Below are 14,233 nucleotides of genomic sequence, written 5' to 3' on the forward strand. Positions count from 1 at the left end.
AGCGCTCCGGGGGTCAGCTCCCATCAGGCCATGCCGGCGTCGTGGGCGAGCAGGGCGATCTGGGTGCGGTTGTCGAGGTGGAGCTTGTCGAGCACGTTGGACACGTGGGCCTTGACCGTGGCCACGCTCATGTGGAGCTCGGCGGCGATGTCGGCGTTGGACCGCCCCTGCGCCACGGCCACCACCACGTCGTTCTCGCGCGGGCTCAGCGCGGCCAGGGCGTCCCGGGCCCGCTCGTAGGCGCCCGCCCGGGTGAGCGCGCGGTCCATCAGCCGGCGGGTGATCCCGGGCGACAGGATCGGCTCGCCGGCCGCGACGGAGTGCACCGCCTGCACGATCCGGGCCGGCGGGGTGTCCTTGAGCAGGTACCCGCTCGCCCCGGCGCGCAGCGCCCGCAGGATGTCCTCGTCGGCGTCGAACGTGGTCAGCACGATCACCTCGGGCGGGTCGCGCCGGAGCCGCAGCCTGCGGGTGGCGGTGATGCCGTCCACCCGCGGCATCCGCAGGTCCATGAGGACCACGTCGGGGGCGTGCGCGTCGGCGGCGGCGGGCACCTCGTCGCCGTCGGCGGCCTCGCCCACCACCGCGATGCCGTGGACGCCGTCCAGCATCATGGTCAGCCCGCCCCGGACCAGGTCCTCGTCGTCCACGATGAGCACGCGCAGGGGAGGGTTCACGCCGGCCATGGTAGCCACGCCTCCAGGCGGAACTCGCCGCCCGCGGTCCCGTGGTCGAGCCGTCCTCCGGCCAGCCGCACCCGCTCGGTCAGCCCGACCAGGCCGGTGCCGCTGCCGGGCGCGAGCGGCGCGCCGGCCTTGCCGTCCGGGCCGTCCGGGCCGTCGCCGTCCGGCGGCGGGAGCGGGTTGCGGACGTCGATGATCAGGCCGTCGCCGGGCCGCCCGTCCAGCCGGACCGCCACCGGGCGGCCCGCGGCGTGCTTGCGGGCGTTGGTCAGCGCCTCCTGGACGACCCGGTAGGCGGTGCGGCCGACGGCGGCGGGCGGCTCGCCGGAGCCGTCCACCCCGTTCCGCAGCCGGATCTCGCCGCCGGCCTCGCGGGCCTCGCCGACCAGCCGCGGGACGTCGGCCAGCAGGGGCTGCGGCCGCTCGCCCGCGCCGCCGGAGTCCTCCTCGCGCAGCACGATGATCACGTCGCGGAGCTCGTCGAGGGCCTGGTGCACCCCGGCGCGGATCACCCCGGCGGCGTGCGCCAGCTTCTCGGGCGGGGCGTCGGGGCGGTACTCCAGGGCGCCGGCGTAGGTGGCCAGCAGCGACAGCCGGTGCGCCAGGACGTCGTGCATCTCGCGGGCGATCATGGTGCGTTCCAGCATCCGCGCCTCGGCGACCCGGCGGCCCTGCTCGGCCTCGGCGCGGCGGGCCCGCTCGCGCAGCGACTCCAGCAGCGCCCGGCGGGCCCGGGTCCGGGCGCCCCAGGCGATCAGCGCGCCGTAGGCGAGGGTGACCAGGAGCAGCCACCAGCCGAAGGAGATCCCGCCGTTGGGCCGCCAGAGGCCCTGGACGGCGTGCGCCGCGATCCCGGCGGCGGCCACGGCGATCGCGATCCGCCCGTCGCGCCGCTGGGCGACCTGCAGCGCCCCGAACGTGGCCGGCGGGGTGGCGGCCGGGGAGAGCACCGCCAGGACGGTGAGCCCGAGGGTTCCGGTCACGGGGCGCCAGAGCGCGATCGGAGCGGCCAGCCAGCCCGCGATCCCGGCGACGAGGTCCAGCACGATCAGGTCGCCGGCCTGGTGGCGCGCCAGGAGCGTGAGCCCGACGAGGGTTCCCATGACGCCGAGGAGGAAGATGACCTCGGCTCTTCTGCCCGAACACCGTTTCACCGGCCACACGCTAGCCAGGGCCGGCCCGGCCCCGGCACCCACCAAAGTCGGTATCCGCGCCGGGCGCCGGGGCCGCCGGGGGCGGGCGTGGACGGCGCTTTGGCGGGACGTTGACCGGATTGCGGCCTGGGCAAAGAGGTGTTTACGGAAACAGGGAAAACCTTCTGGCAAGGTTCGCGGGCCTGTCGCGTTACAACTGAGTGGAATCACCGTGCAACGCACTGAACATGACCAAGACGGAGGAAGTAGACAGAATGCGCACCTCGCTGGCCAACCCCCGCCGTACCCGGATCGACGCCTGGCCCCGGCCGCGCACCGCGACCGACGACGCCCCGCACACCGACCGGTCCGCCGACCACGGTGCCCACGTCCCAGAAGCCCGCCGCGCGGAGGGATGAGCCGAGGGATGAGCGCAGGGTGATCGCGGGGATGACCGCGAACCCGCAGGCGAGTGCCCCGAAAGAACTCCGATAAACCCCTTATCCAGCTTCGAGTGGTACAAGCTCGACATTCCTGAGCAAAGTGCTCGCCAATGGGACCAGTGCGCAAGTAAAGTTTCCCCACTGAAAGGTGGGGTTCCGTGCGCGAGCAGCTGGATCGCTGGATCGGGGTCGGGAGCATCGTCGCCGTGGCGGTGGTGCCCACGGTCCTGGTGCTGATGCCCTTGACGAAGGACGAACCGGCCGGCACCACGGGACAGCCCGGAGCGTCCCCCGCCGCGGGAGGCGTGGAGGGGCCCGCGAGCCCCACGCCCACCGACGGCCCGGTCCCGCCCGTCCCGGCGGGACGCAACTCCGGGACGCTCCCCGACATCGACACTCCCAGGACCGGGCAGGGAGGCGGCGGTAGATCATCGAGCCCCGCCAAGCCGTCCGGCTACAACGTCCCGGCCGACAACGGCGCCCGCATCACCGCCGTGAAGTGGAGCGGCAAGACCCGGGCGGACGTCTCGATCTCCTCCCCCGCGCTCGGCTCCACCCAGAAGGTCAGGGTGCTGGTCCCCCGGACCTGGAGCACCTCGTCCACCCGCACCTGGCCGACCGTCTACGCCTTCCACGGCGGCAACGACACCTACATCTCCTGGACCCGCAGCACCGACATCGCCAAGGTCGCCGCCGCCTACGACGTGCTCGTGGCCATGCCCGAGGGCCTCAACGGCTCGTACGCCGACTGGCACAACGGCGGCCGGGGCGGAACCCCCAAGTGGGAGACCTTCCACACCCAGGAAGTGCGCCAGCTCCTCGAACGCAACTTCCGCGCCGGCGCGGCCCGCGCGGCCATGGGGATCTCCTCCGGGGCGCAGGGCGCGATGACCTACGCGGCGCGCCACCCGGGCATGTACAAGTACGCCGCCGCCTACAGCGGGGTCCTGTCGATGCTCTCGCCCGGCATCCCGGCCCTGCTGCTGTTCATCAACACGCGGGCCGGGCAGAACGCCAACGACATCTGGGGCGACCCGGTGCGCGACCGCGCCAACTGGGCGGCGCACGACCCCGCCACCCTCGCGGGGAACCTGCGCGGCACAGGCGTGTACGTGTCCTCGGGCAACGGCTCGGCGGGCCCCCTCGACAAGGGCGGCCACGCCCCCTGGGACATCCGCTACCTGAGCGAGTCCCAGGTCGAGCGCACCAATCGGGACTTCGTCGCGCGGGCCAGGGCCGCCGGCGTCCCGGTCACCTCCGACTTCTACGGCCGCGGCTCGCACACCTGGGGCTACTGGAAGCGGGAGATGCACGAGAACTGGCCCACGATCATGCGGGCCATCGGCGCCCGCAAGCTCTGACGCCCCCGCCCTCCTCGTGATCAGCGCCTGAGCCAGGCCAGCACCTCCTCCAGGAACTGGCCGCGGCCCTTGTCCACGCGGTCCAGATGGGCGTAGTGGGTGGCACCGGCCAGTTCCACGGTCCGCACCCTCGCCGCGTTCACCAGGTCGGCGCGCAGCGTCGGCACGTCCTCGGCACGGCTCCAGAAGTCGAACTCGCTGCGCAGCACCAGCGTCCTCGCCCTGATTCCGCGGGCGTTCCAGAGTTTGCGGCCGGTGGCCAGGTAGAAGCTGTCGGAGAGGGCGCCCGTGGGAGCGCGGAAGCTCGGCGGCTCGCGGTCCCCGGACGTCGGGTCGCTCGCCAGGGCCTCCCGCACGTAGGACTCGACGACCTCCGGATCGCGCCACCGGCTCTTGTCGTCCACCGGAATGCTGTTGTCCCAGCTCGGCAGCAGCGACGCCCCCGTGCTGAACCGGTACGCGCCGAAGAGGGCGGCGTTGAACTCTCCGGGCCGCTCGGGGTCCTCGTAGTCGGTCCCGCGGCCCAGCGTGGGATGGCCGTCGACCTCCCCGTACAGGCTGTTGTAGATCACGAGGTGGCCGACCGCCGCCGGGTGCCGCGCGGCGTACCAGCCGAGCCAGTGCCCGCCGGTCGCCCAGCCGACCAGCGAGACCCGGCGCCCGCTGCGGTGCCGCACCTGGTCCACGACCGCGGCGATGTCGCGGACGACCTCCGTCCCCACGGCCAGCGGCGGATTCTCCCGGGCTGGACGGTCCATCGCGGGCGGGCGCGTGGAGTCCCCGTAGCCGCGGGCGTCCATGATGTGGACCCGGTGCCCGGCCGCGGCCAGGTCGTGCGCCAGCGACCCGCCGTCCACGGGCAGGTCGAAGCTGGCGGCGCCGGGGACCCGCGCGCCGTGCAGCAGGACGACCTGCGGCAGGTCGCGGTCGAAGGCCCGGGTGTGCCAGACCTCCCGGACGGCGACGCGGACGCCGCGGTCGCTCGGCGCCTGCCACCGGCTCCGGCGCACACCGCCGCCCGAGCGGGCTTCGGCGCGGGCCGCCGGTGCGGCCAGGCCGGAAAGGAGCGGGAGGGCGCCCAGTGCGGCCCCGAAGCGGGCCACCTGGCGGCGGGTGGGCGGTACGTCAGCCATCTCTCGGCCCCGTTCGTCGTCGGCGGATCTCCTCGCAGCCTGCCGAACGGCCCACCCGACGATCCAATCGAATAGATGGATCGATGCTCGACGATACTGATCTCATATCGCCGGAAGGGAGCCCGCCCGTGGAACTGCGGCACCTGCGCTGCGCCGTGGCGGTGGCCGACGCGCTGCACTTCGGCCGCGCCGCCCGGTCCCTGAACATGGCCCAGCCCCCGCTGAGCCAGCAGATCAAGGCCCTCGAAGAAGAGCTGGGGGTGCGGCTGTTCCACCGCAGCTCCCGCCGCGTCACCCTCACACCCGCCGGGGAGGCGTTCGTCGCCGAGGCGCGCGGGGTGCTGGCCGCCGCCGACCGCGCCCGCCTGTCGGCCCAGGCCGCCGGACGCGGCGACACCGGCCACCTGGTGATCGGCCTGGTCGGGTCGGCCGCGTTCGCCGCGCTCCCCCGGCTGGTGCGGGCGTTCCGCGGCCGCCATCCCGGCGTGGACCTCACGCTGCGCGAGATGACGACCGCCGAGCAGGCCGCCCGGCTCCTCAGCGGCGAGCTGGACGCCGGGCTGCTGCGCCCGCCGCTGGCCGGGGAGGCCGCCCGCGACCTGCAGCTCCTCGCCCTCGGCACGGAACCGCTGGTCGCCGCCCTGCCCGCGGGCCACGCCCTGGCCGGCCGCCGCCGCGTCGCGATCTCCGAGCTGGCGGCCGAGTCGTTCGTGCTGTTCCCCCGTCCCGCCGGGCCCGGCCTGCACGACCAGATCACCGCGCTGTGCAGGCGCGCCGGCTTCGTCCCCGCCCTGGGCCAGGAGGCCGTCCAGATGCAGACGATCGTGGGCATGGTCGCGGCCGGGCTGGGCGTCTCCCTGGTGCCCGACTCGGTCGCCAGGCTGCGTCGCGAGGACGTGGCGTTCGTCCCGGTCACCCCGCGCACGGTCACCTCCGCACTCTCCCTCGCCTGGCACCCGGCCGCGCCCTCCCCCGCACTGACCAATCTCCTGGCCACCGCCCGCGCGCTCGTCCCGGCCTGAGCCGCCCCGCGCGATCAGCCGGTGAGGTAGCCGCCGGAGGCGTCGATGTCGGTGCCCAGGACGGCGGTGGCGTCGTCCGAGGCGAGGAACATCACCACGCGGGCCATCTCCTGCGGCTGGACGATCCTCCTGATCGGGTAGTCCTGGGCGATCTGCTCGTAGGTCATGCCGAACGCCTCGGCGGCGCGGCGCAGCATCGGGGTGTCGACCGCGCCGGGCGCCAGGGCGTTGACGCGGATGTTGCGGGCGGCGTACTCCAGCGCCGCGACCTTGGTGAGCGAGGCCACGCCGTGCTTGCTGGCGTTGTACGGGGCGATCGTCGCGAAGCCCACCTCGGCCGAGATGGACGCGGTGTTGATGATGACACCCCGCTCGCGGCGCAGCATGTGCGGGATCTCGTACTTCATCGACAGGAACGTCCCGGCGGTGTTGGTGCGCCAGACCTGCTCGAAGTCGCCCAGCGTCTGCTCGTGCAGGGGCGCCGAGCGGGGGCTCTCGATCCCGGCGTTGTTGAAGGCGATGTCGATGCGGCCGTGCCGGCGGACGCACGCCTCGACCAGGGCGCGCACGTCGGACTCGCGGGTGACGTCGGCCCGCACGTACAGGGCGTCGCCGCCGAAACCGCGGATCTCGCGCTCGTGGCGGCGGCCGAGTTCGGCGCGGCGGCCGCAGAACACGACCCGGGCGCCCTCCCGCGCTATCTCGTACGCGGTGGCCTGGCCGATGCCGGAGGTGGCGCCGGTGATCAGGACTACCTTTCCGGCGAAGCGGCCATCGGGGTTCGCGCGGCCGGTGGCCGGGGCGGGCGGGTTCTGGGTGTTGGCGGCGGCGGTCCGGGCGGTCAGCGGCACGGCGGCCAGCCCGGCGGCGCCGATCGCCCCGGCGGCCAGCAGGCTCCGCCGCGACCTGGACGACTCCTGCCCGGACGACGCGGGCTCGGCGGTGTGCTCGTTCACGGCGTTTCCTCCTTCGGCGGGGGCGATCACCGGCGGGCCGGCCGGTCGATGGTCGTCCATTCGATGCCGGAGGCGGAGAAACGGTCGCGCAGGGCGTCGAGGTCGCCCGCCGCATAGGCGGTGTGATATCCGCGGATCAGCCGTACGTGCGGGTGTTCGCGACGGCCGGGAGCGGCAGTGGCCGGGCCCAGCGCGGCGGTACCCAGGGTCGACGCGCCTGCCGCACGCGGCAGGGCCGCACGGGAAATGTCGAGCACAATTCCTCCAGAAAGAAGGTGGATGTGCCCCGAACATTGCCGCACGCTCTCGGACGGCGTCCAAGACATACCGCTATAACCGTTGGTTATGAGGTCGCGGACGTGCTCTTTTCGGTGCGTTTTATGGAGCGGCTGATTTACTTCACGATTCGCTCGTGCGCGGGGCGCCGTCGAGGAGGGCGAGGTCGGACTGGGCGATGGTGGCCGTGACCAGGAGCTCGGTGATGAGGTTGTGGTTGAGGGTGTTGCCGAGCGGCGGCGGGACCTCCTCCTCGACCAGGCCGTACACCTTGGGGCTGAGGCGCTTGCGCACGTCGGTGACGATGTGCGCGGCGCGCTTGCTCGTCCACCGCCCCCCGGGCTGGAGGCGGCTCAACTCGTCGGCGACCTGGGCCCAGGTGAGCGGCTGCGGGTGCGGTTCCTGCCGCAGGTAGCGCTGGCTCAGGCACACCAGCACCAGATGCTCGGCGTCGCTGAGCTCCCACTGGTCGGCGTCGCAGGTGTCGGCCTCGTGCCGTTCGGCCCGGTTCCGCGTCGCCGCCTTCGTGGCGATCCGCACCTCCAGGAGGTGCTCCTGCCGGGGGGCGACGATGAACAGCGGCGTGTACGCGACGGGCAGTTCGGCGCGGTGCCCGCCCAGGACGAGCCGGGAGCCGGGGAAGCGGATCGCCAGCCTGCCGGTGTTGTGCAGGATCCAGCGGGAGCCCTCGGCGGTGATGTAGCCGTGCCGCCTGCTGACGTGCGGGTCGTTGCCGCCGACGCAGACGTGGACGTCGGGCTCGCAGCGTCCGAACAGCAGGTCGAAGCGCGCGCCCGGCGCGACGCTCATGCCGCCGTTCAGCCCCATGACGAACAGCGTCCCCGGCTGGGCCGGGGGGAGCCCATGGGCCAGGCTGCCGGCCTCTTTCGGCAGGATGTCGACCTTGTTCGACCGCTTGGGCATCGCCAGGACCATGGCTCACCTCTCCTTGTGCACACCCGGGGGGCCGTGCCCCCGCTCCACGCTACCCACCGGGCCCGGGAGGGGTCCCGGAACGTTTCTCATCCGGTGCCGTCGTAGTCTCCGCGGCCCGACTGCCCCGCCGCCGCGGCCACGCCGCTGGAGGTCTCGAACCCGTTGACGAGCACGCGCCACCTGACCTCTCCGGGCGGGAACCGGTACTGGAGCCGCCACTTGCTGCGCTGCGGCAGCGGCGGGACCTGCACGACCTGCCGCCAGGGCAGCTTCACCTTCCTCAGTGTGGTCGCCCGGCCGTTCACGGTGTAGGTCACGGAGGTGAGCCTGACGTCGCCGGTGATGTAGAACTCCAGCGTGCGGGGGCTCGGCTGCGTCTGCCGCACGACCGGTGACGCCGTCGGCGTGACGGTGCCGGACGCGGCGGGCCGCGCGCCGTCCCCCGGCCAGGCCACGATCACGCCGCCCGCGACCAGGGCCAGCGCGACGGCGCCGACGGCCGGCAGCCTGCGCCCGCGCCGCCACGCCGCGCCGGTCGCGGGCTGAGCACCGGCGGTGGGCGGGCCGCCGGGCGGGTTCTCCGCCTCGCCCGCGCGCCTGCCGATCTCGGCCGCCACCCGGGGCGGCAGCCAGGACGCGTCACCGGGCGGCGGCGCCGACAGCCGTTCGGCGAGTTCCTCCGCGCTGGGACGGCGCCCGGGGTCGCGGGCCAGGCAGGACGCGGCCAGTTCCCGCAGCCCCGCGTCGGCGATGCCGTCCAGCCGCGGCTCCTCCGACTCGATGCGGCGCATCACGGCGTGCCAGGGCCCGTCGCCGAACGGCTCCTCGCCCGTGCACGCGAACGCCAGCGTCGCCCCGAACGAGAAGACGTCCCCGGCCGGGCCCACCTCCGCGCCCGCCACCTGCTCGGGCGACATGAAACCGGGCGAACCGGCCCGGGCCCCCGGCCGGGTGACCGTGGCGGCGTCCACCGCGCGGGCGATCCCGAAGTCGATCACGCGCGGGCCGTCGGCGGTGAGCAGCACGTTGGCGGGCTTCAGATCGCGGTGGACGATCCCGGCCCGGTGGATCGCCGCCAGCGCCTCGGCGATCCCGGCTGCCAGCGGCCACACCGCCGCGGGCGGCAGCGGGCCGCCGTCCCGGACCGCCTCGCCCAGCGGGACCGCGGGCAGGAACTCGGTCACCAGCCAGGGGACGTCCGCGTCCGGGTCGGCGTCGATCAGCGGCGCGGTGAACCCGCCGCCGACCGCCCGCGCCGCGGCGGCCTCGCGCCGGAACCGGTCGCGGAACTCGGGGTCCCCGGCCAGCTCGGGGTGCACCAGCTTGACCGCGACGGCGCGGCCCCCGGCCGAGCGGCCGAAGTAGACCGTGCCCATGCCGCCGGAGCCGATCCGGGCCAGGACGCGGTAGCGCCGCTCCGCCGTCCCGATGGAACGCGGGTCGTCTGGTTCAAGGGGCCGCACGGGCGCCTCCGTTGGTCGTGGTGCCGCCGGGCGGGGCGACGGCGTGGACGTGGCCGTCCCGGGTGGCGACGAACGCCAGCCCGCCGATGCCCACCGGCCCGGACCTGAGCGTCATGTCCGCGGCGTAGGTCCACCGGACGCGGCCGGTCGCCGGGTCGAGCGCGTACACGTTCCGGTCGGTGCAGCCGACGTGGAGGGTGCCGCCGGACAGGCCGAGCGCGTTGCCCCGCCCGTAGTCGCCGCCCTCGCCCCGGCCGAGGCGGCGCGACCAGACGACCTCGCCGGTGGCGGTCCGGAGCGCCAGGACCGTCCCGCCGCCCGCGTCGGTGTAGACCATCCCGCCGCCGGACTGGAGCCGGAAGCCGTACCCCGCGCCCGGCCTGCGCCAGGCGACCCGGCCGTCGGCGGCGCGCAGGGCGTGCAGGGTGGCGTGCTTGTCGGCGACGAGGAACAGCCCGTCGGCGTGGTGCGGGTAGCGGCCCGTGTCGATCGCGCGGGTCCATGCGGTACGGCCGTCGCGGGCGTCGAGCCCGACGACCTTGGTGTCGACGGCGACGACGATGCCGTCGCCCGCGGCGATGCCCTCCTCGGCGCCGGCGCGGGCCGTCCACCGCACCCGGCCGTCGCGGGCGCCGAGCGCGCGGACCCGCTTGTCGTCGCCGTGCCCGAAACAGGCCACCGGCCCGGTGAGCGCGGGCCCGGGGGTCGGCATGGTCCCGAACGGCAGGTCGTGTTTCCAGAGGATCCTGCCGGAGGCCGCCCGTACGGCGGTGAGGTCCCAGGTGTCCGGGTCGACGAGGTAGGCGACGTCCCCCACGGCCTCGGACAGCCCGAGCGCACCGCGTTTCCACACGACGCGCCCGGTGCGGGGGTCGAGGGCCTGCACGCGCTCCTCGTCGCCCTTCGCCAGGACCAGCCCTCCGGCGCTCATCAGGTTCGGGTAGTAGTCGCTCACCTTCACCTTCCAGCGCTGGACGGCGCGCGGCGGCGGCCCTTCCGGCGAGGACGACGGCGACGCGCCGCTCCCGGCCGCCCGCGCCGGACCGTCGTCCCGGCTGCGGCTCCAGAGCACCGCTCCGAGCCCGCCCGCGGCCAGAGCACCCGCCCCGGCGATGAGCCCGCGACGGCTCATCGCCCTCGCCGGTGAGCCTGGTACGTCCGCGGGATCCGCGGTCGCCGCATCGGCGCTGGGCGGCTCGGCGGCCCCTCCGATGCCGTCGGGCGGCTCCGCCGTCACCGCGAAGGCGCCGGGTCGCTCTGCCGCCTGGACGGACGCGGCGTTGGTGGCGGGCGGGACCGGGGTGGCGTCGAGGCGGCGGGACTCGTTGGTGCGGCGGTCGATCTCCTCGGCGAGCGGGGCGGGCAGCCACCTCGTCCCCTGCAGCGGCGGCCCGCCCTCGTTGCCGAGCCGTTCCAGGAGGGCGGCTGCGGTCGGGCGCCTTCCGGGGTCCTGGTGGAGGCAGTCGGTGACCAGTGCGCGCAGCCACGGGTCGGTGAGGCCGTCCAGGTCGGCCTGGCCGGTCTTGATGCGGTACTGGCGGGAGCGCGCGGAGCCGCTGCCGAACGGCTCGGTCCCGGACGCCGCGTACGCCAGGACCGCGCCCAGAATGAAGACGTCGCCGGCCGGTCCGACCTCTTCGCCGGACACCTGCTCGGGCGACATGAATCCGGGGGTGCCGATGGGCGTCCCGGCCCGGGTGACGGCGGTGCCGTCCTCCGGCCGCGCGATCCCGAAGTCGATGACCCGGGGCCCTCCGGCGGTCAGGATCACGTTCGCCGGCTTCAGGTCGCGGTGGACGACGCCCGCGCCGTGGACGGCCGCGAGCGCCTCGGCGAGCCCGCCCGCCAGCGCGCGCACCGAGTCCGCGGGCATCGGGCCGTGGGAGCCGACGGCGTCCCGCAGCGTGAGGCCCGGCAGGTACGCGGTGACCAGCCACGGGTCGTGCGCGTCGGGGTCGGCGTCCAGCACCGGCGCGGTGAACGTCCCGGTCACCCTGCGGGCGGCGCCGATCTCGCGCCGGAACCGGGCGCGGTAGTCGGGGTCGCCGGTGAAGCGGCTGCGGATGACCTTGACGGCGACCAGCCGGCCGCCGCGCGACCGGCCCAGGTAGACGACGCCCATGCCGCCGGCGCCCAGGCGCGCGAGCAGCCGGTGGGAGCCGATCCGTTCGGGATCGCCCGGCTGGAGCGGGTCCACCGCCTCCTCCCCACCCGGTGAAGCACACCGTTCACGTTGCGTGGTCCCCGGCAGGAGACTAGAAGGTGCGGACGGGCGCGGGGTAGTGCTTTGGGTGGGTCTGTCGGTGCCGCTTGCCAGAATCGACCATGGTCTCCCGATGCTGTGACAGCCCGTCCCTCACACCGCTGATGAACCTGTCCGAGCGCGGGGTCCCGCACGGCGGCCCGGGGCACAGCATCGGCCACGACTACACGCGGGTGAGCCGCTGCGGCGCCTGCGCCGGGGGCGTGGTCGTCCACCACTCGCACGACTGCTGGGATCCGGCCGACCACCCGTCCTGGGACATGTACTGGTGGTGGCGCATCGACCCCGCCGACATGGGTGCGATGCTGGAGGCGGCGGCCTCCTGCCCGGCGCCGCTCGACTCGTCCTGCGCGTGCCGCGTCCACGAGGGGCTCGGGGGTTCCCACGTGCCGCCGCGCCAGGCGCGGTCGACGGAGACGCCGTACGAGAAGGCGCCCGTCCCGCGGGCGGCGGTGCGCGTGGAGGACGGCACGCCCCGCTGGACCGAGGGGTGAGCCCGGGGGTGATATGGACCACATCCCCTCCGGGCGGGGCCCGGACTGGCCGTGTGCGGAGGCGTCCGTACGCACAGGTCACCCCGCCCGGCCCGCCTTCCGGTGACAATCCCGCACGGAAAATTCGGCCATTATTTCCGGCATTGATTGTGCTAAAACCCGTCTGGGGTTCCCGTCCGGTTGCGGGCGGGATCTCCTGACGCAGGCAGCGTCGCCTGTTCGCGATCGAGGGTCTTGACGGCGGGCGGCTCCTGTTCGGGCGCCCGCGGGTGGAGAGGATCGTCATGGGCACGCCCGAGGCTCGGGACGTCGAACAGGTGATCAACACCGCGCGCTATCCGCTGTCCGACCCGGGAAGCGCAGGATGGCGGGCCGTGGTGGCCCGCACCCGCCGCGAACTGCGGGAATCGGGCTGCAGCGTGCTACCCGATTTCGTGCCTCCCGCATCGCGCGGGGCGCTGCGGGAGGAATGCGCGGCCATCGCGCCGCGGGCGCATTTCGAGGTCGAGACCGTCAACGCCTACAACATCGCCGTGGACGCGCCGCTGCCCGCCGGCCATCCCGGACGTATTTCGTTCGCGCGCGGCAACGCCTTCGTCGCGCGCGACCTCATCCCCGCCGGGCACATCGTCCAGCGCATCTATTCCAGCCGGCCGTTCCAGCGTTTCGTCGCCGACTGCTTCGGATTGGAGCGCGTGCACGAGCTCGCCGACCCGCTCTCAGGGCTGTGTCTGAACGTCGTCGATCCGGGTATGGAACATCCGTGGCATTTCGACACCAATGAGTTCACCGTGAGCATGCTCACCCAGCGGGCCGAGGACGGCGGCACCTTCGAATACTGCCCGAACATCCGTACGGCCGAGGCGGAGAATTTCGAAGACGTGCGCGCCGTCCTGGACGGCGGGGGCGGCCGGCTGGTCCGGCGGCTCGACCTCCGTCCCGGCGACCTCCAGCTCTTCAAGGGCCGCTACTCGCTGCACCGGGTCAGCCCGGTCCGGGGCGCGACACCGCGCCACACGGCGATCTTCGCCTACAGCGAGCGGCCCGGCGTCATCGGCAGCGTGGCGCGGACGAAGCAGCTCTTCGGCCGCGTGCTGCCCGAGCATCTGGCCGCCGAGAGCCGTGCCGTACGGGTCGACGCCCTCCTCGACTAGCCCAGCAACGCCCGAGCTGCTCCCCGAGAGGAACGCCACCGTGCGCGCCGACAGCACCGGCAAGATCTCGCTCGACCACATCTACACGCAGCCCGATCCACGCGCCTACTTCAGCACGCTCCGCGAACTCGACTACGCCATTCCGCAGCTCGCCAAGCCGTATTTCACCAAGCTCCTCCAGGAATACAAGGACGCGACGGGGGTGCGGCATCCGACGGTGCTCGACCTCGGCTGCTCGTACGGAATCAACGCCGCACTGCTGCGCTGCGACGCGACGATGGACGAGCTTTACGAGCGTTACAGCGGCCCCGGCTCCGCCGAACCCGGAACCGAGGAAATGGTGCGTCGCGACCGGGAATTGGTCCGTTCCCGCACCGGTTCGAGGACCACTCGTTTCGTGGGCCTGGACACCTCGGAGCCCGCCCTGTCGTACGCGGTCCGGGCCGGGTTCCTCGACGACGCCGTGCACGCCGATCTCGAGGAGAACGACCCCACCGGCCCGCAGCGCGAACGGCTCGCCGCCGCGGACCTGGTGATCTCCACCGGTTGCATCGGTTATGTCACCGAAAAGACGATCGGCCGGATCGTCGCCGCCGCCCGGGAAGGCGGGCGCCGGCCGTGGATGGCGCACTTCGTGCTGCGGATGTTCCCGTTCGACGCGGTCGAGGAGACCCTGGCGGCGGCCGGTTACGAGACCGTCCGCGCCGACGGGGTGTTCAGGCAACGCCGATTCGCGACCGCGGACGAGGAGTCGCAGGTGCTGGACACCCTGGCCGGTGTGGGCGTGGACGCCGGCGGCGTGGAATCCGAAGGCGGCCTTTACGCCCGACTCCACATTTCCCGGCCCCGCGCCGCGAGTGACGCGTAATCATGGACCTGGCAGCCGATAAGACCATCCGGACCGAGGATCGACGCA

At 73.9% G+C, this 14,233-nt stretch carries 14 protein-coding genes; 6 read left to right on the plus strand and 8 right to left on the minus strand.

What is annotated here, in order from left to right; genetic code table 11:
• Positions 1 to 23 precede the first annotated feature (23 nt).
• A complete protein-coding gene (locus tag ACZ466_RS12010; protein WP_378279818.1) occupies positions 24 to 686 on the minus strand; it encodes a response regulator in 663 nt (220 codons plus the stop codon).
• Positions 674 to 1,786 (minus strand): sensor histidine kinase, encoded by a 1,113-nt coding sequence (locus ACZ466_RS12015; protein ID WP_464043454.1) that lies wholly within the window; start codon positions 1,784 to 1,786, stop codon positions 674 to 676. The genes ACZ466_RS12010 and ACZ466_RS12015 overlap by 13 nt, the downstream gene beginning before the upstream one ends.
• Before the next feature lie 278 nt (positions 1,787 to 2,064).
• Between ACZ466_RS12015 and ACZ466_RS12020 the strand changes: the two genes are divergently transcribed.
• Together ACZ466_RS12020 and ACZ466_RS12025 are read left to right on the plus strand one after the other, a co-directional pair.
• The gene (locus tag ACZ466_RS12020; RefSeq protein WP_378279822.1) at positions 2,065 to 2,235 is read left to right on the plus strand and encodes a hypothetical protein; all 171 of its coding nucleotides are present in this window, start codon (positions 2,065 to 2,067) and stop codon (positions 2,233 to 2,235) included.
• Between the two features lie 182 nt (positions 2,236 to 2,417).
• A complete protein-coding gene (locus ACZ466_RS12025) occupies positions 2,418 to 3,620 on the plus strand; it encodes an alpha/beta hydrolase (RefSeq protein WP_378279823.1) in 1,203 nt (400 codons plus the stop codon).
• A gap of 20 nt (positions 3,621 to 3,640) precedes the next feature.
• Here the strand turns inward: ACZ466_RS12025 and ACZ466_RS12030 are convergent, their stop codons facing one another.
• Positions 3,641 to 4,753: an alpha/beta hydrolase gene (locus ACZ466_RS12030; protein ID WP_378279825.1), complete on the minus strand. Its 1,113-nt coding sequence runs from the start codon at positions 4,751 to 4,753 to the stop codon at positions 3,641 to 3,643.
• Positions 4,754 to 4,881: 128 nt separating this feature from the next.
• On the opposite strand from ACZ466_RS12030, the gene ACZ466_RS12035 reads away from it, so the two are divergent.
• The gene (locus ACZ466_RS12035) at positions 4,882 to 5,775 is read left to right on the plus strand and encodes a LysR family transcriptional regulator (protein ID WP_378279827.1); all 894 of its coding nucleotides are present in this window, start codon (positions 4,882 to 4,884) and stop codon (positions 5,773 to 5,775) included.
• Positions 5,776 to 5,789: 14 nt separating this feature from the next.
• On the opposite strand, the gene ACZ466_RS12040 is transcribed toward ACZ466_RS12035, so the two are convergent.
• From ACZ466_RS12040 to ACZ466_RS12060, 5 genes are all read right to left on the minus strand, one after another.
• Positions 5,790 to 6,731, minus strand: a complete 942-nt coding sequence (locus ACZ466_RS12040; protein ID WP_378279829.1) for an SDR family NAD(P)-dependent oxidoreductase — start codon at positions 6,729 to 6,731, stop codon at positions 5,790 to 5,792.
• A gap of 26 nt (positions 6,732 to 6,757) precedes the next feature.
• Positions 6,758 to 6,988 carry a hypothetical protein gene (locus tag ACZ466_RS12045; RefSeq protein ID WP_378279831.1) on the minus strand — a complete coding sequence of 77 codons (231 nt, stop codon included), beginning with the start codon at positions 6,986 to 6,988 and terminating at the stop codon, positions 6,758 to 6,760.
• Positions 6,989 to 7,130: 142 nt separating this feature from the next.
• Positions 7,131 to 7,943, minus strand: coding sequence for an FHA domain-containing protein (locus ACZ466_RS12050; protein ID WP_378279833.1), 813 nt, complete (start codon positions 7,941 to 7,943; stop codon positions 7,131 to 7,133).
• An 86-nt stretch (positions 7,944 to 8,029) separates the two neighbouring features.
• Positions 8,030 to 9,406 (minus strand): serine/threonine-protein kinase, encoded by a 1,377-nt coding sequence (locus ACZ466_RS12055; RefSeq protein ID WP_378279835.1) that lies wholly within the window; start codon positions 9,404 to 9,406, stop codon positions 8,030 to 8,032.
• Positions 9,393 to 11,603: a protein kinase domain-containing protein gene (locus ACZ466_RS12060; RefSeq protein WP_378279836.1), complete on the minus strand. Its 2,211-nt coding sequence runs from the start codon at positions 11,601 to 11,603 to the stop codon at positions 9,393 to 9,395. Before ACZ466_RS12060 ends, ACZ466_RS12055 begins: the two co-directional genes overlap by 14 nt.
• Positions 11,604 to 11,773: 170 nt before the next feature.
• Between ACZ466_RS12060 and ACZ466_RS12065 the strand changes: the two genes are divergently transcribed.
• The 3 genes from ACZ466_RS12065 to ACZ466_RS12075 all read left to right on the plus strand — a co-directional run bounded on the left by ACZ466_RS12065 (position 11,774) and on the right by ACZ466_RS12075 (position 14,185).
• The gene (locus ACZ466_RS12065) at positions 11,774 to 12,163 is read left to right on the plus strand and encodes a hypothetical protein (protein WP_378279838.1); all 390 of its coding nucleotides are present in this window, start codon (positions 11,774 to 11,776) and stop codon (positions 12,161 to 12,163) included.
• A 284-nt stretch (positions 12,164 to 12,447) separates the two neighbouring features.
• Positions 12,448 to 13,317 carry a HalD/BesD family halogenase gene (locus ACZ466_RS12070; protein WP_378279840.1) on the plus strand — a complete coding sequence of 290 codons (870 nt, stop codon included), beginning with the start codon at positions 12,448 to 12,450 and terminating at the stop codon, positions 13,315 to 13,317.
• Entirely contained in the window at positions 13,286 to 14,185 is a 900-nt protein-coding gene (locus ACZ466_RS12075) for a class I SAM-dependent methyltransferase (RefSeq protein ID WP_464043460.1), read from the plus strand. Before ACZ466_RS12070 ends, ACZ466_RS12075 begins: the two co-directional genes overlap by 32 nt.
• The last annotated feature ends 48 nt before the right edge of the window (positions 14,186 to 14,233 follow it).

This window comes from Actinomadura rugatobispora (assembly GCF_055379765.1).